16 protein-coding genes are annotated in these 17,162 nt (G+C 47.1%); 15 read left to right on the top strand and 1 reads right to left on the bottom strand.

Annotation, left to right across the window (positions count from 1 at the left end; all coding sequences use genetic code 11):
* Nucleotide 1 precedes the first annotated feature (1 nt).
* From BN6465_RS06880 to BN6465_RS06815, 15 genes are all read left to right on the top strand, one after another.
* Nucleotides 2-562: a cupin domain-containing protein gene (locus BN6465_RS06880; RefSeq protein ID WP_066733096.1), complete on the top strand. Its 561-nt coding sequence runs from the start codon at nucleotides 2-4 to the stop codon at nucleotides 560-562.
* A 193-nt stretch (nucleotides 563-755) separates the two neighbouring features.
* Nucleotides 756-2,474 carry a peptide ABC transporter substrate-binding protein gene (locus BN6465_RS06875; RefSeq protein ID WP_066733094.1) on the top strand — a complete coding sequence of 573 codons (1,719 nt, stop codon included), beginning with the start codon at nucleotides 756-758 and terminating at the stop codon, nucleotides 2,472-2,474.
* 115 nt (nucleotides 2,475-2,589) lie between these two features.
* Nucleotides 2,590-3,519, top strand: coding sequence for an ABC transporter permease (locus BN6465_RS06870; RefSeq protein WP_227183621.1), 930 nt, complete (start codon nucleotides 2,590-2,592; stop codon nucleotides 3,517-3,519).
* A 12-nt stretch (nucleotides 3,520-3,531) separates the two neighbouring features.
* Nucleotides 3,532-4,470, top strand: a complete 939-nt coding sequence (locus BN6465_RS06865) for an ABC transporter permease (protein ID WP_082891620.1) — start codon at nucleotides 3,532-3,534, stop codon at nucleotides 4,468-4,470.
* Nucleotides 4,471-4,481: 11 nt separating this feature from the next.
* Entirely contained in the window at nucleotides 4,482-5,564 is a 1,083-nt protein-coding gene (locus tag BN6465_RS06860) for an ABC transporter ATP-binding protein (RefSeq protein WP_066733089.1), read from the top strand.
* Nucleotides 5,554-6,531 (top strand): ABC transporter ATP-binding protein, encoded by a 978-nt coding sequence (locus BN6465_RS06855; RefSeq protein ID WP_066733088.1) that lies wholly within the window; start codon nucleotides 5,554-5,556, stop codon nucleotides 6,529-6,531. The genes BN6465_RS06860 and BN6465_RS06855 overlap by 11 nt, the downstream gene beginning before the upstream one ends.
* A gap of 26 nt (nucleotides 6,532-6,557) precedes the next feature.
* Nucleotides 6,558-6,923: a hypothetical protein gene (locus BN6465_RS06850; RefSeq protein ID WP_066733086.1), complete on the top strand. Its 366-nt coding sequence runs from the start codon at nucleotides 6,558-6,560 to the stop codon at nucleotides 6,921-6,923.
* A 24-nt stretch (nucleotides 6,924-6,947) separates the two neighbouring features.
* Complete coding sequence (locus BN6465_RS06845) at nucleotides 6,948-9,164, top strand: alpha-galactosidase (RefSeq protein ID WP_066733084.1); 2,217 nt, start codon at nucleotides 6,948-6,950, stop codon at nucleotides 9,162-9,164.
* Nucleotides 9,165-9,176: 12 nt separating this feature from the next.
* Nucleotides 9,177-10,247 (top strand): M24 family metallopeptidase, encoded by a 1,071-nt coding sequence (locus tag BN6465_RS06840; RefSeq protein WP_066733080.1) that lies wholly within the window; start codon nucleotides 9,177-9,179, stop codon nucleotides 10,245-10,247.
* A 578-nt stretch (nucleotides 10,248-10,825) separates the two neighbouring features.
* Nucleotides 10,826-11,002, top strand: coding sequence for a M24 family metallopeptidase (locus tag BN6465_RS21690; RefSeq protein ID WP_154670248.1), 177 nt, complete (start codon nucleotides 10,826-10,828; stop codon nucleotides 11,000-11,002).
* 95 nt (nucleotides 11,003-11,097) lie between these two features.
* Entirely contained in the window at nucleotides 11,098-12,738 is a 1,641-nt protein-coding gene (locus BN6465_RS06835; RefSeq protein ID WP_066733078.1) for a peptide ABC transporter substrate-binding protein, read from the top strand.
* A 79-nt stretch (nucleotides 12,739-12,817) separates the two neighbouring features.
* A complete protein-coding gene (locus tag BN6465_RS06830; protein WP_066733076.1) occupies nucleotides 12,818-13,738 on the top strand; it encodes an ABC transporter permease in 921 nt (306 codons plus the stop codon).
* Nucleotides 13,739-13,747: 9 nt separating this feature from the next.
* A complete protein-coding gene (locus BN6465_RS06825; RefSeq protein WP_066733074.1) occupies nucleotides 13,748-14,671 on the top strand; it encodes an ABC transporter permease in 924 nt (307 codons plus the stop codon).
* A 14-nt stretch (nucleotides 14,672-14,685) separates the two neighbouring features.
* On the top strand, nucleotides 14,686-15,738 hold the full coding sequence (locus BN6465_RS06820) for an ABC transporter ATP-binding protein (protein ID WP_066733073.1): 1,053 nt from the start codon (nucleotides 14,686-14,688) through the stop codon (nucleotides 15,736-15,738).
* Nucleotides 15,731-16,693: an ABC transporter ATP-binding protein gene (locus tag BN6465_RS06815; RefSeq protein ID WP_066733072.1), complete on the top strand. Its 963-nt coding sequence runs from the start codon at nucleotides 15,731-15,733 to the stop codon at nucleotides 16,691-16,693. Before BN6465_RS06820 ends, BN6465_RS06815 begins: the two co-directional genes overlap by 8 nt.
* Nucleotides 16,694-16,737: 44 nt before the next feature.
* On the opposite strand, the gene BN6465_RS20455 is transcribed toward BN6465_RS06815, so the two are convergent.
* Nucleotides 16,738-17,043, bottom strand: coding sequence for a hypothetical protein (locus tag BN6465_RS20455; RefSeq protein ID WP_227183623.1), 306 nt, complete (start codon nucleotides 17,041-17,043; stop codon nucleotides 16,738-16,740).
* Nucleotides 17,044-17,162 lie beyond the last annotated feature (119 nt).

Here is a 17,162-nt window from a genome sequence, read left to right as displayed (position 1 = left end):
TATGGAAGAGCAGAGAGATGTAGAAGAACAGAATATCGGTGCGAAAATTAAGCAGCTCCGCAAGGAGAAGGGATATACCATCAAGATGATGGCGGAGTATACCGGATTGTCGGTGGGGTATTTGAGTACGGTAGAGCAGGATAAGACCAGCCTTACAATCAACAATCTCATGAATATATGTGAGGTGTTAAGAGTGGAGCCGGCATGGCTCTTGACGTCCAATACCACGAAGAAGCTGATTGTCCGGAAGGAGGAACAGCGGGTCGTCCAGATTCCTGAGTTGAATCAAAAGATGGAAATGATTGAATTTGGACGGAAACAGAAATACGAGTATATTACCATTGAACCGGGGAAACCAAGCCATACGGACAGTTTCCGTCATCTGTATGATGAGATGGGAACTGTGATTGAAGGGGTGCTGACCGTTGACATTGAGGGGGAGAAGCATCATCTAAAAAAAGGAGATTCCATCTATATCGAGGCCAACAGGCCTCATGCCATTATGAATGAGCATGAGGAAATCTGCGAGAGCTTTTGGGTGTACCAGATTCAAGGTATTTAGTCTGAGAACGTGGATTAAAACTAAGCGAAATATCCAAAAAAATAATAAATAATCAAAAAAATATATAACTATTGACAATGCTTTGCTCCAGTGATAAAATAATAAAAATCGTAGTTATGAAAAAAAGTTCATGTACACGAAAAAGGGACTACGGTGGTATATAGGTGGATGACACGAAAGGAGAAAGAAAAGGATGAGAAAGAAAAAACTTGGAGCAATCGCATTGGCAGCTACTCTTACGCTTACAACGCTGCTGACAGGCTGTGGAGGCTCGGACAAATCAAAAGAAACATCTGGCGGGGCCAAAGGAGACGAGGGACAAGTTATTGGCGCAATACAGATTGACCTTCGTACATTTGATACCGCACAGTGTAGTGATACTGCCAGTGCTACCATTCTGTCGAATGTCATGGAAGGATTGTTCCGTTACAAGATAAACGAGGATGGAGATGCCATTCTTGAAAACGCCGGAGCTTCCGACTGTACTATCTCAGAGGACGGACTTACATATACTGTTAAACTTCGTGAAAATAACTGGAGTGACGGAGAACCGGTCACAGCAGATGATTATGTCTTTGCAGTAGAGAGACTGTTAAATCCGGAACTTGTATGCAACGGTGCATTCTTCGCATGGGGACTGGTGGGAGCACAGGATTACTACGACGGTAAGACAGATGACTTCTCCACAGTCGGCGTTAAAGCGATTGACGACATGACAGTAGAATATACTTTGACTGCTGTGGATTCGGCATTTAAGGATAAACTGGCAAATGCAGTATTTTTCCCGCTCCGCAGAGACATTGTTGAGAGTGTGGGCGAGAACTACGGAACATCCATCGACGGCATGGTATTCTCCGGCCCGTTTAAGATTACACAGTGGAGCGACAAAGATACCGCCGTGCTGGAAAAGAATGAGGAATACTGGGATGCGGACAGTGTGAAGCTTTCCCAAATCGATATGACTTATGTAGACGAGGCGACAACAATTGACCAGATGTTCCTGCAGGGAGATTTCGTTTCCACACAGAATACATCCGGCGAGTATCTGGACAAATACAAAGAATTGGCCGAAAATGGTGAAATCACTCAGGTGCACAATGATAAAGTCGGACCGTGGTGGATGAGCTTCCAGATGAACGGTGGACCGAGCGGGCTGATGGGCAACGCCAAAATCCGTAAAGCAGTCGGATACGCTATCGACGGACAGGAAATCTGCGATACAATCTACGGAACTGGCACACAGGCCAATACCTTCGTACCGGAGAGTATCACCCTTGGAGATTCATCCTACCGTTCACAGGTAGGCGACGACGGGCTATGGGAGGATGAAGGAAAGGCATACCGCGGAAATAAAGAAGCGTTACAGGCACTCTTCAAAGAAGGACTTACCGAGCTGGGATTACAGACAGATGATTTGAGCAAATACACCATTTCCTACCTGTGCTACGGCGACACATCAAAGGCACTTCAGGTGCAGGAGTTCTATCAGCAGAGCATCGAGAAAATGCTTGGAATCAACCTTGAACTTAAGGTATTAGCTGACTGGGCACAGTACGGAACAGAGGTAAACGGCGAGGACTGGGATATCAGTGTCAACGGCTGGACTCCAGATTACAACGAGCCAATGACATACATCGATATGTTCGTAACGGGTGGAAGTTCCAACGTTCAGAAATTCTCCAGCGAAGAGTATGATTCCCTTGTTGAGCAGGCAAAATCAACGATCGACACCGCAGAACGTGCAGAGTTATATAGAAAATGTGAGCAGATATTGTGTGATGAAGCAGTTCTGACACCGATTTACGTTTCACCGATTGAAATCTTCCTTAGCAACGACTTTAAGGGCGCACAGATTCTTCAGGGAACACTTGGTCTTGACTGGGATTACAAATATGCTTATATAGAAGAGTAAAAAAGTAACGACAGCGTGCGGATAGCAGGGAAATGACAGGTTATCCGCACGTTTTTTATGAAAAAACAGGAGGTGGCAGGTGATGGGGAAATTCCTATTACGGAGATTTCTTTACATGATTATCACACTGTTCCTTGTATTTACAGGGACATTCTTTGCGCTGGCGTCTATTCCCGGCAATGCATTGACGGCTAAGATCGTCAAGCTGCCCAAGGCGGCGCAGGAACGTGTGATTGAAAAATACGGCTACGATAAGCCAGTAGTCGAGCGATATGTAGTGACGCTGAAAAATGCGCTCCACGGAGATTTCGGCGAATCTATCGTGAAGTCTGGAGATACGGTACAGAAGATTTTGGCAACAAGGCTGCCGGCGACGATACGTTTGAATTCACAGCAGATTGTGCTTGGTGTACTTATTGGAATCATGCTGGGCATCATTGCCGCTATGAAGCGGGGTGGGCCGGTGGACTACGGAATTTTGATATTCTGTATGTTCGTGACTTCGGTTCCGTCCCTTGTAATTGCGCTTGTTCTGCAGCTGTATTGTGCCGGGGACGCAGGGATTTTCCATCTGCCGATCATCGGCTGGCCAAAGGGCGTTGATATGTGGTTCGGAGGCTGGGAGTACACGATTCTTCCCACCATTGCGGGAGCCTTGTTCTATGTGGCAGGATATGCGCGTACTACAAAAATAGCCATGCTGGATTCGATTTATCAGGAATGTACGACGACGGCCCGTGCCATCGGTATGTCGGAATCAAAGGTAGTGCTCCACCATGTAGTGCGGAACTCGTTCATTCCGATTATCACATTTCTTCCCGGAACCATAGCGGGAGTGCTGGCAGGTTCTCTGTTCATTGAGAGCGTATTCGGAATACCCGGAGTCGGCAGTTATTATGTCAGAAGTGTTACGGGCAGAGATATCCCCATGATTTTAGGAATGACGGTATTTTACAGTACAATCACGATTGTATCTATCTTTATCACGGATATATTGTATGGAATCGTAGATCCGCGTATCAAGATTATCAATAAGAAGGATTAAGGAGGGGTACCGATGAATAGTAAGACGAATTCTGTAAAGCTGCCGGCATCCGAAAGATATGCGTTCGTAGATCAAGAGACACTGCAAGGTGATGAGGTGGTCCGCAAAAATATCGGATACTGGGCAGATGCGGCGCGGCGTTTCTATAAAAATAAGGTAGCCATGTTCTTTTTGGTTATCTTGGTAGTCATGATTATCATGTCCATTTTAGGACCGATTATATCCGGCAAGGATTACATTACCATAGCCGGGGGAGAGAAAAATATTGCTCCGAATTCTAAATACTGGTTCGGAACAGACTCCATGGGGCGTGATTTATTTGCCCGTGCGTGGGTAGGGCTTCGGGCCTCCCTGCTTGTTGCGGCAGTAGCCTCTGTGGTACAGCTTGTAATCGGCTGTCTGTACGGCGCCATTATGGCGACGGTGGGCGGTATCGTGGACGAGATTATGATGCGTATCGTGGAAGTATTAAGCTGTCTGCCCAACTTGATTTTGGTCACACTGCTCTTGGTCGTATTTGGAAATGGATACATACAGCTTTTGTTCGCACTCAGCTTTTCTTCTTGGACGGGCACTGCGCGGCTGGTCCGGGGGCAGCTTCTGAAACTGAAAGAAAGCGAATATGTGCTGGCATCTAAAGCGCTGGGCAGTTCCAATGCCCATAGAATCGTGAAGCATCTGCTTCCGAACACCGTAGGCCTTTTGATTCTGGAAATGGCACAGGCCATCCCCAGCGTTATATTCAGCGAATCCTCCCTTTCCTTCTTGGGAATCGGCCTGATGCCGCCCAACTTCAGCTTAGGCTCCATGCTGGCGCAGGGACAGACCGCTATGGCGTTTTACCCGTACCAGCTCGTAGTGCCATGTGTACTTCTGAGCCTTCTGGTACTTTCATTTAATGTCATCGGGGACGCACTGCGTGACGCGCTGGATCCCCAGCTTCGTAATTAGGAGGGAATATGATGTCAGAACAAAACGAAAAGAAAGAAATAAATAAGAATCAGCCCCTCCTTCAGGTGGAGGACCTTCGGGTTTCTTATTACACTTATGCAGGGGAGGTACAGTCTGTACGCGGGATATCCTTCGACGTAAAGCAGGGTGAAATCATGGCGATCATCGGGGAGTCAGGATGTGGAAAGAGTGTGACGGCACGCTCCATTATGTCCCTGATCCGCAAGCCCGGCAAGATTAAGGAAGGAAGCAAGATTCTGTTTGACGGAAAGAATGTGGCTGCCATGACTAAGAAAGAGTTGTCAAAATACCGCGGCGGAGAATGCAGCATGGTATTTCAGGACGCGCTGGTGGCCCTTGACCCTACCATGCGTGTGGGAAAACAGATTATGGAAAATCTTTGTATTCACGGATGGAGCAAAAAGGACGCCAAGGAAGAGGCAATCCGACTTCTCGGGGCGGTAGGGATTCCCAATGCAGAGCGCCGGTTCAAACAATACCCATTTGAATTCTCAGGAGGCATGCGTCAGCGTGCCATGATAGCGATGGCTGTTGCCTGTCAGCCACGGCTCGTGATTGCAGATGAACCGACTACCGCCTTGGATGTGACGATTCAGGCCCAGATCATGGAGCTTTTGAAAAAGCTGAGGGATGAAGACGGAACGTCCATAATATTGATCAGCCACGACTTTGGAGTGGTGGCCGGATTCGCGGACGTGATTACTGTCATGTACGCGGGAAAAATTATTGAGCGGGGGACAAAAGGAGAAATCTTCTATGAGCCTAAGCATCCGTATACATGGGCGCTGCTTGGCGCCGTGCCCCGTCTCGACTGGAAAAATAAGCAGGAGCTTCGGACTATCCGGGGGACGCCGCCGGATCTGGTGGCGCCGCCGAAGGGATGTCCGTTTGCGAAGCGTTGCGAATTATGCATGAATGTTTGTCTGGAAGAGGAGCCTCCGGTGAAAGCCTTCGGAGAAGACGGGACGCACAGCGCCGCCTGCTGGCTCTATGCGGAGGACGCGCCGCAGGAGGTTCTGGAGAAAGCCAAGAAATTTGCATTTACAAGAGGAGGCAGGACAAATGAGCAGTAAAGCACCACTGTTGGAAGTGACAGGTTTAAAGAAATATTTTCAGGTAGGCGGAAAAGATATATTGAAAGCTGTAGATGACGTTTCCTTCCAGATTATGCCCGGCGAAACGCTGGGAGTCGTAGGGGAATCCGGCTGTGGGAAGACGACCTGCGGACGGACTTGTGTGGGCATGTACAAGCCTACGGAAGGGAAGGTGCTCTACAACGGGAAAGATGTCCACAGCCTGAAGGGTGCGGAGAGAAAGGCATTTTCAAAGGATGTGCAGATCATCTTTCAAGATCCCTACGCCTCTCTGAATCCACGTATGACGGTAGCCGAGATTATCGGGGAAGGAATGGATATCCACCACCTGTATACGGGAAAAAAAGAACGTCAGGAGCGGATTGGAGAGCTTTTGCGTATGGTAGGTTTGAATCAGGAGCATGCCAACCGTTTTATCCATGAGTTTTCCGGTGGACAGCGCCAGCGAATAGGAATCGCCCGTGCGCTGGCGGTAGAGCCGAAGTTTATTCTCTGTGATGAGCCGGTTTCGGCGCTGGATGTGTCCATTCAGGCACAGATTGCGAATCTTTTGATTCGTTTCCAGCGGGAATTGGGACTGACCTATCTATTCATTGCCCACGACCTTGCCATGGTCAAACATATTTCAGACCGTGTCGCGGTCATGTATCTGGGGGCAGTCATGGAGCTGGCGGATTCCGAGGAGCTGTATTCCCACCCGATGCACCCTTATACAGAGGCGCTGATGTCCGCCATTCCGATTGCGGATCCGGATATCGAGACCGACAGGAAGCGAATCGTACTGGAGGGGGATGTACCCAGCCCGATCAACGCACCGGCCGGATGTAAGTTCCAGAACCGGTGCTCCAGAGCGCAGGAGTGCTGCAGACAGAAGGCGCCGGAATTGAAGGAGGTTGCTCCCAATCATTTTGTGGCCTGTCATTTTGCAGGTGAAACAGAGTTATAGAAGATTACGCAAAGGAGAAAAGCAGAATGAGTAAGAAGGAATTGGTATATAAAATGTGGATGGATGCGGCCCGCTGTATCGTAATCGGGCTGGGGCTTTCGGTGATTACCGGGATTATCGGAGCGCTTTTAGGACAAGTTTTCTATGACCCTTCCATGGTTCCTGTCCCGGCCGCACAAGGAGCAATCAGCGCGCTGCTGATCGCGGGAAGTGTGAGCATGCTCTTGTCTGCTTTTTTCTTTGCGGTCCGCAAGAAAGAGGCAAAGACAGTCAGTGAGAACTGGAAAAGGAAGTTTCAGTATTTTCGATATCCGGCTGTCTTTTTGACGGTCAGTATCACTGTTTTACTGATAGGAAGCTTATTTGACCTGCTATACTTTTCTTTGTTATAGCACATCGTTTTTAGAGGTAATATTATGGGAATTAACTATCATGAAGAGACAAAAGAATTCCATTTGTACAACGATAAAATCAGTTATGTGATTGCTATTCTGCCCAACGGGCAGGCAGGCCAGCTGTATTTTGGGAGAAGAATCAAGGACAGAGAACGATTCTCACATTTACTGGAATATTGCAGGAGGGACATGGCGGCCTATGTCCTTCCTAATTTTTCTATGGAGCATGTGAGGCAGGAATATCCGGTATATGGCAGAGGAGATGTGCGTCAGGCGGCAATGGTCTTAAGGCGCGGCAATGGAAGTCATGTGACCGGATTTTCTTTTGTGGGACATGAGATTTATGACGGGAAGAAGCCACTCCCCGGACTGCCCGCCACTTATATGGAGAGCGGGGAGGAAGGGCAGTCTTTGGAACTTCGCTTCCGCGATGAAAAGCTGGGGGCAGAATATACGCTCACTTATACGGTCTTTGCAGAAAGTCCGGCGATTGCCCGGAGCATGAAGATTACAAACTTTGGCGGGGAAAAGCTGGAGCTGGAGCGTGCCATGAGCATGTGTCTGGATCTACCGGACGCGGAGTATGAGATGATGGATTTGTGCGGAGCGTGGGCGAGGGAAAGAACGCCCCACAGCCATAAGCTTCATTGTGGAATCCAGAATATTGGAAGCATCCGTGGATGCAGCAGTCATCAATTCAACCCATTTCTGGCACTAAAGCGTCCGCAGACGACGGAGCACAGCGGCGAGGCGATTGGCTTCAGTCTGATATACAGCGGTAATTTTCTGGCGCAGGTGGAAGTGGATAATTTTCATGTTGCCAGAGTGATGTTGGGCATTCATCCTGAGGGGTTCTGCTGGACGCTGGGCCGTGGGGAGACCTTTCAGGCTCCCGAGACGGTGATGGTGTACAGCAGCGACGGGTTAAACGGCATGAGCCAAGTTTACCATGAGCTCTACAGAGAACGGCTGGCGAGAGGATACTGGCGGGATAAGGAAAGGCCTATTCTCATCAACAACTGGGAGGCCACTTATTTTCAATTTGATGAAGCCGAGCTTCTGCACATAGCGGATAAGGCAAAGGAGCTAGGCGTGGAGCTGTTCGTGCTGGACGACGGATGGTTCGGGAAGCGGAACGATGATACCACGTCGCTGGGGGACTGGCAGGCCAACCCGGAAAAACTGCCTGAGGGAGTGAAAGGGATAGCGGAGAAAATCACGGCCAAGGGATTGAAGTTCGGGCTTTGGTTCGAGCCGGAAATGATAAGTGAGGACAGCCAGTTGTATAGGATGCACCCGGACTGGGTGCTGGCGGATCCGGATTATCCCAAATGCGCCAGCAGAAACCAGTATGTACTCGACTTCTCAAGAAGGGAAATTGTAGATTACATTGGGGAACAGATGGGAAAAATTTTATCCGAAGCCCCCGTCTCTTATATTAAGTGGGATATGAACCGCAGTATGTCGGAGGTGTTCTCGGCGGGACGTGGACGGGAAGCACAGGGAAAGGTCATGCATGAGTATATCCTTGGCGTATATGCGCTTTATGAGCGGCTGACACAAAAGTTTCCGGAGGTGCTCTTTGAATCCTGTGCCAGCGGCGGCGCCCGTTTTGACCCGGGGATGCTGTATTATGCGCCGCAGGGCTGGATTTCAGACAACACGGACGCCGTGGAGCGTTTGAAGATACAGTATGGAACATCGATGGTCTACCCTCTATCCAGCATGGGAAGCCATGTATCCGCTTCCCCAAATCACCAGATGGGCAGAAGCACGTCCATCGATATGCGTGCAAATGTGGCGTATTTCGGTACCTTTGGATATGAATTGGACTTGAACCAGATATCAGCGGAAGAACAGGAAGAAGTGAAAAAACAGATTCAGTTCATGAAAACTTACCGCAAATTTATCCAGACCGGCAGGTTTTACCGTCTTTTAAGTCCTTTTGAAGGGAATGAGACAGCGTGGATGGTCGTGTCCCGGGATAAAAAGCAGGCGCTGGTCGGATATTACCGGATTCTGCAGCCGGTAAATACCGGGTATCACAGATTGTATTTACAAGGGCTCGATAAAGAGGTACTATATACAATAGATGGAAAAGATGGAGATTACTATGGGGACGAGCTGATGTTCACAGGCATGCGCGTCGCCGACTATGCTGCGGGAGAGACGGCCACGGATATCGGGCAGAAGGATTATAGCTCCCGGCTTTTCATCTTAAGAGCGAAAGAAAATTAGGAGGGATTGTCAATGAAAAACGAACAAAAATTATTAACATACATGGAGGAGCATGATCTGCCGGCATTTTATGTCAGCAGCCCGTCCAATGTGCGGTATATCAGCGGATATACGGGGGATGATTCATATTTGCTTTTGACGCAGGAGAAGAATTACTTTATCACAGACTCCAGATATACAGAGCAGGCGTCTTATGAATGCCCGGAATATGAAATCTTGAATTGGCGGGAAGCGGGGACTACGGTTGCCGGGACAATTGCCAAGGTAGTGGAAGAGAAGGGCCTAAAGGCGGTAGGATTTGAAGCGGATGAAGTGCTTTTCAGCAGTTACCGCCGGATGGAAGAGGTCATCAAGGCGGAATTGGTTCCGACTCAAAATGTAATCGAGACATTCCGGGCCGTTAAGTCGGAAGAAGAGCTTGCCTACTCCAGAATCGCCTGCGACATTGCGTCAAGGGCATTTGAAAAAATCATTCAGGATATCCGCGTCGGAGTGACAGAGAAAGAGCTGGCATCCAAGCTTTCCCACTATATGGTCATGGAAGGAGCGGACACGAAGCCCTACGGCGGAATTTTGATTTCCGGGGCAAGAACGTCCCTGCTTCACGGCATACCGTCCAGCAAAGCCATTGAATATGGTGACTTCGTACTGATGGACTATGGCTGCCAGTATAATGGATATCTTTCTGACATGACGCGAACCGTTGTCGTAGGAAAAGCAACGCCGAAGCAAAAAGAAGTATATCGTCTGGAGCAGCAGATGGTAGAGGATGTTGAGGCGGTGATGCGTCCCGGAGCAACGGGATTAGAAGCTTATGAAGCCTCTTTGAAAGCGATTAAGGGAACGGAGTATGAAAAGTATAATTATGGCGGAATCGGACATGGCATCGGGGTATTTGTACATGAGATTCCTTTTATGGGAAGTAATTCCACTGCCATTTTAGAGGAAGGCAATATTGTGACCGTGGAACCGGGAATCTATATTCCGGGCTGGGGTGGTGTCCGTATTGAGGATCAGGTGCTGATAACAAAGGACGGCATCGAAAACCTTATAACAGCCAGAAAAGAACTGATTGAATTGTAGAAGTTTGTGAAAAAAATAGCAGAGGTATTGACCTTAGCTAACATTAATGTTACAATAGTAAATGCTATCAAGGAGATGAAAAAAATTCACTGACATGAAAATGTGAGAATTTACTTTTCTATTCGGGACAGCTGTGATATAATGAACACAATGAGCCAAGCGCGAAGCATTTGGCGAATGTGCAATAATCATGAGCTATGCTCATGATATAATAAGCAAAAGGTACGAAGCATATCATTTGTGTGATAGGGCTTTCGTATTCATTGGAGGTCAAGAGCCAGAGAGCTTGCCGGATGAGAGATGCTTTCTTCTAATTTCACGAAGCTTTTCAAAAGACGGGACCTGCTGCTGTGATTACATATTGTTTTCATCTTGCCAGAATGCCTGACATGCCGCGGACAGCGGCCGTGATGAAAGAAAGAGAACGCCGAGGAAGAAAACTTCATAGGTATCGTACAATAAATCAGAGACGTCATAGCGTGAAATACTATGACTTGAGGAGAAGACAAAGACGTCATGAGGAATCATGGCGTCTTTTGCTATATGACTAGACTGTAGTCTAGTCTAGTTTTGAGAAAATCAGAGAAGATGCCCGATATTGGGGGTATCATTATCAAAAAATCGGACATGATACAGACTTGTCCGTGCATGAACTTCCGAATATTGGAGCCAGATGCATCCATATACTGGAAGAGAACAACCTTATAATGGTAGAACCGGGGATTTGTATACCGGGACGGGGTGGGGCCGGATGACGGACCAGGGACTTAACACCTCTGAAAGATACAAAGACCTGATAAGTGCTACAAAAAAGCTTATACAGCTATAGGCAGAAAGAGAGGAGATTTTTATGAAAAAGAGAGTTTTAGCAGCGCTTCTCGCTGCAGCAATGGTAGTCGGCGCGTTAGCTGGCTGCGGTACGCCAAAGACAAAAGAATCAAAAGAATCTACAGGTTCTGATTCAGGAGAAAAAGTATTCCGTTATTCTACGAGAACGGAGCCTACAACACTGGACCCGACAAAGAGTAACTGTATTCCTGATAATGAAATCCAGCATGCCCTTACAGAAAGTCTTGTAAGAAACACAGGAGGGGAAGTAACTCCGGGTGTTGCCAAGGACTGGACAGTTTCTGATGACGGCCTTGTTTACACATTTAACTTGAACCCAGACGCAAAATGGAGCGACGGAGAACAGATCAAAGCTGAGGATTATGTATACAGCTGGCAGAGACTGATGGATCCGGAAACAGCAGCGCCATACGCTTTCATCGGCGAGTACATCAAGAATGGTCTTGCAGTTGAAACAGGTGAGATGGAGCCTACTGAATTGGGAGTTGTTGCAAAAGACGATACAACTTTAGAAGTAACATTGGAGCATCCGACAGCATACTTCTTAAGTATGATTGGAGCACAGGCACAGTTCGCACCGCTTCGTAAAGATATTGTAGAGAAATACGGCGCAGAGTTCGCAGCAGACGCTGAGAAGAATGTTTACTCTGGTCCTTATGTCCTCACAAGCGCTAAGAATCAGAAATGGATATTTGAGCCAAACGAAAATTACTGGGATAAAGATTCTATCAAACTTGACCGCGTAGAGCTGAGCTATGTACAGAATCAGGAGACTGCTCTTGCAATGTACGAGTCAGGAGACTTGGATTATTCTGAAATTCCTTCAGCGGCAGTGCCGAACTACGAAGGCAAGGATAATAAGTTCCGTAACGGTAACGTTGACTACTATTACTTTAACATGGATGAGACAAAAGACTCTCCGATCACTAATAAGAATTTCCGTCTTGCACTGAACTATGCACTGGATAGAAATTCCTACAATACATTGGTTAACAATGATGTATACGCACCGAGCAACTCACTTGTATTCAGCGGACTTCAGGGTGCCGACGGCAAATACGGCGAAGAGTCTAAATTGAACTCTTATCCGTTAGAAGGCGATGAAGCAAAAGCAAAAGAGTATTTGGACGCAGCATTAGCAGAACTTGGCAAAGCAAGCGCGTCTGACATTACAGTTACGATTACAACATCTGATGCCGATTCTGCTAAGAAGCAGGCTGAGGTTTGTCAGGAAATGTGGACAACAAAGCTTGGTATCAATGTAGAAATCAACCAGATTACATATGCAGAAGTACTGAAACGTCATGAGACCGGCGATTTTGAAATTGCTTGGGGCGGATGGGGAAGCGATTATGACGATCCATACAGCTACCTTGAACTTTTCAAATCAGACAGTTCTTACAACTACAGCCACTACAAGAGCGATAAAGTAGATGAACTTTTGAAAGCTTCACAGACTGAGACAGATGCAAAGAAACGTATGGAGATGCTTCATGAAGCAGAGCAGATCATCATTGATGACGGCGCATTCTTACCACAGGCAGAAAGAGAAGTACACTACCTTGTGGATGATGATGTGAAGGGTCTTAACTTCTTCTACTGCAGCATCAACCTTGACTGGGTATATGCAGACATTCAGTAATTGAAATACATTATAAAATTAATCGCTGCCCGGAAATAAACCGGGCGGCGAATTTATTCGTTTACAAGGAGGATTAAGGATGCGGAAGTATATAGTGAAGCGTGTGATTGCTGCCGTTTTGACGATGTGGGTGTTGATTACCGCCGTATTTTTCCTGGTACGTCTGATGCCCGGAGACCCGTTTCAAAATCCAAAGATGACCGAAGAAGTAAGGGCAAATCTGGAGAGCTATTATGGATTTGACAAACCGCTTATCGTACAGTACGGTGTTTATATGAAGAACCTGCTTCAGGGTGATTTTGGATATTCGATGAAATTTACGAACAAAACAGTTAACACGATTATCGGTGAGACATTCCCATTCTCGGCGGACTTAGGTATCCGTGCGCTTGTGCTGGCGATATCGATGGGACTTGTACTTGGTATTATTTCGGCAAGAAACAGGGGAAAGAAGCTAGATTTCTTCTGCGTTGTCATTGCGGTTCTGGGAACCAGTATCCCCGATTTCATCATGGGAGCCATACTGCAGTATGGATTTGGAATCAAGTGGGGGCTGCTGCCGGTAGCGCAGTATAACGGCATAAAGTATACGATTCTGCCTGCATGTGCGCTGGCATTCTATACACTGGCGTCCGTTTCCCGTATTATGAGAGCGAGCATGCTGGAAGTTTCCCAGCAGGATTATATCAAGACGGCCCGCTCCAAAGGTGTGTCTGAGATGAGGATTACAGTGAAGCATCAGATAAGAAATGCCATCATGCCGGTTATGACAGTAATGGGCCCGACGGTTGCTTCTGTGCTTACCGGAACATTCGTTATTGAATCCATTTTTGCGATTCCCGGAATGGGTAAATACTACGTAGAAAGTGTGTCCAATAACGACTATTCCATGGTATTGGGGATGACAATATTCTACGGTGTATTTTTGATTTTCTGTAACTTGGTCGTAGATATTCTGTACGGCGTAGCGGATCCGCGTGTGCGCATTGGTGAAAGGTAGGTGGGAGAAATGGCAGAATTAAATAAAGAATCTTTTGTGATACGGGGAAAAGACACGACTCGCATGGAAAGCATCAGCAGGCCATCCCTCTCCTTCTGGTCGGACGCGTGGAGACGTCTTCGGAAGAACCGGAGTGCTTTTATCGGACTGTGCATCATTATACTTTATGCGATTATGGCTATCTTTGCGCCGATGTTCAGCCAGTACACCCAGTCTCAGATGGATGTAAATGCAAGAAATGCATTTATCTCCAGCGCGCACTGGCTTGGGACAGACTCCACAGGACGTGACCTCTGGGTGCGTATCTGGATGGGGGCCCGTGTTTCCCTTAGTATCGGTCTGATCGCGGCTGTCGTAAATATGTGTGTAGGAGCGGTAATCGGTGGACTCTGCGGATTTTATGGCGGAAAGCTTGATATGATCGTAATGCGTATTGTAGACCTTTTATACGGAATCCCAAGTCTTATTATTACCATTTTGGTCGTAATGGTGCTTGGTAAAGGTATTGCACCTCTGATCGTAGCCATGTGTGTTGTCGGCTGGATTGGGACCTGTCGGTTTGTGCGTGGTGAGGTCTATCGAATTAAGGAGCAGGATTTTGTCCTAGCGGCAAGAGTGCTCGGTGTACCGAACTTTACAATTATTTTGAAACATATGATACCAAATATTCTCGGAATGCTCGTAACCAATCTATGTATGGCGATTCCGGGGGCAATCTTTCAGGAAGCGTTCTTGAGTTACATCGGACTTGGTATTACACCGCCTAACTGTAGCTGGGGAGTTATCTGTAAAGAAGGAATCCAGTATCTACGCTATTCACCGCATCAGGTGTTGATACCGGCATTTTTTGTATGTACGACCATGCTGGCCTTGAACCTTCTCGGTAACGGCTTGCGTGACGCAGTTGACCCGAGACTGCGCGGAACAGAATAGGAGGAATCATAGAAATGGCAGATAAAGACAAGATTCTAGAATTGAAAAATGTTGTGTACTCCTTTCATACATACGGCGGCGAGGTAAAGGCCGTGCGTGACGTAAGCTTTGAAGTGAGAAAGGGAGAAATACTTGGTATCGTTGGAGAGTCCGGTTGCGGCAAGAGCGTTACGGCTCAGTGCATCATGAGACTGAATCCGGAGCCGCCGGGATTTTTTGAGGGCGGAGAGGTTCTTGTCAACGGAAAAGACGTTTTGAAAATGACGAAAAAAGAGTTGAGAAAACTCCGCGGACAGGACATCGGTTTTGTATTTCAGGATCCCATGACTTCTTTGAATCCGACGATGAAAGTTGGAGCCCAGATAGAAGAAGTATTTTTGGGACGCACGGATGTAACAAAGAAGGAAGTCAAAGAAAAAGCACTGGAGATCATGAAGCTGGTAGGAATCTCCGATGTTGAAAAACGTTATAAACAGTACCCACATGAATTATCAGGTGGTATGAAGCAGCGTGTTATGATCGCAATCGCTCTGGTAAGCCGTCCAGACCTTGTTATCTGTGATGAGCCGACCACGTCTTTGGACGTAACAATCGAAGCACAGATTCTTGACCTGCTTCTTGAGCTGAGAGAAAAGCTTGGAATGTCCATTATTATCATTACACATGACTTAGGAGTTATCGCACGTATGTGTGACCGTGTAGTTGTTATGTATGGTGGCAAGGTCGTGGAAAAAGGAACGGCACAGGAGATATTCTATAATACGGCACATCCGTACACAAAAGGTCTGATGGGTTCTATTGCGAAGTTGGATACGGCAAAAGGCGAGAAGCTGACGCCAATCGACGGAACACCTCCGGATCTGTTCTTCCCGCCAAAGGGATGTCCTTTCGCGGCGCGCTGTGAGTATGCGATGGATATATGTAAGGATAATCCGCCAAGCTGCTATAAAATATCTGACGAGCATGTGACGAACTGCTGGCTTCAGCATGAATTGGCTCCTGATACAGAAATGAAGAAAGAGAATGCAGAAGTACTTGAGGAAGGAGAGGTGAAAGCAAATGAATAATAACGAAAAACAGCCTCTCGTGCAGGTAAAGAATGTATGTAAGTATTTTAAGGTTGGAAAAAAAGCGGATTTGAAGGCGGTAGACCATGTTTCCTTCGATGTCTATAAAGGTGAGACAGTGGGCGTTGTTGGAGAGTCCGGCTGTGGAAAGTCCACACTCGGGCGTTGCATGATTCGTTTGTATGAGCCAACGTCAGGGGAAGTACTTTACGAAGGACAGGACATCACAAAGCTTTCAAGAGAAGAGCAGAAAGCGTTTTGCAAGAAAGTGCAGATGATTTTCCAGAACCCATATGCGTCTCTGAATTCCCGTATGACGGTGAAAGAGATTGTAGGGGAGGGACTGAAGCAGCATGGATACCCTAACAAAGAGATAGAGCAGCGGGTACAGACATTGCTGGAGACGGTAGGACTGAATAAAGATCATATGTCCCGTTTCCCTCATGAGTTCTCTGGTGGACAGAGACAGCGTATCGGTATTGCCAGAGCGCTTTCTGTAGAGCCGGATTTTATCATCTGTGATGAGCCGATTTCCGCTCTCGATGTGTCCGTACAGGCACAGGTCATCAACATGCTGAAAGAGCTTCAGCAGGAACGCGGACTGACCTACCTGTTTATCGCCCATGACTTAAGCGTCGTAAAATATATTTCAGACAGGGTTGTCGTAATGTATTTGGGAACAGTTGTAGAGACTGCTGAGACAGAAGAACTTTACAATAATACCTTGCACCCATATACGAAGGCGCTGATTTCCGCAATTCCGGAGGCGGATCCGGATAAGGCTAAATCAAGCCAGCGTATTCCGATTAAGGGTGAGATTCCTAGCCCGATCAATCCGCCGGATTGTTGTAGATTTGTGGAGCGTTGTCAATATGCGACGGACCGCTGCCGCAAGGAGAAACCGGAACTTCGCGAAGTGTGCCCTGGACATCAGGTTGCATGCCATTTGGTATAGTCTGGCGATTTTTGGATGTAATAAAATGTGCCGTTGTGAGGCACTCATAAATTAGCACAGGATTGTGTTTGGGGAACGGCATGGCTTCGGCTATGCCGTTTCTTCACAATCGCATTTATACCACTTCTGAAAAACTCAATATGATATTCAATATACTGGTTGTCAAAATACTGTTCAGCCTGATGAATGCCATAATACTTGAGCCTAAATTGATTGTCATAACCAAGCTTAAAGTAAGTACGGTAAAACAGTTGGTTATCTTTGATATGGCGAAATAGCCTTAGATAGTCATTGCTGTTGATTTTTTGCGTCGTTTCTGCTTCGTAAAGCAAATCGACTTCCTTTTCCAAATCCTCTTTTACTTTGTCAGCAGTAATTCGATAAAGGCCTTTTTTATACGCTCAATGGATTCACGGCGCCTCCGATTATTTTTCCTGTTCATGCTATCCTCCTTTATTATTCCAACACT

It is taken from the genome of Bariatricus massiliensis, from assembly GCF_900086725.1.
GTDB lineage: Bacteria > Bacillota > Clostridia > Lachnospirales > Lachnospiraceae > Allocoprococcus > Allocoprococcus massiliensis.
Note: the sequence above shows the minus strand (reverse complement) of the source record. Positions and strands in the feature narration are given on the sequence as shown.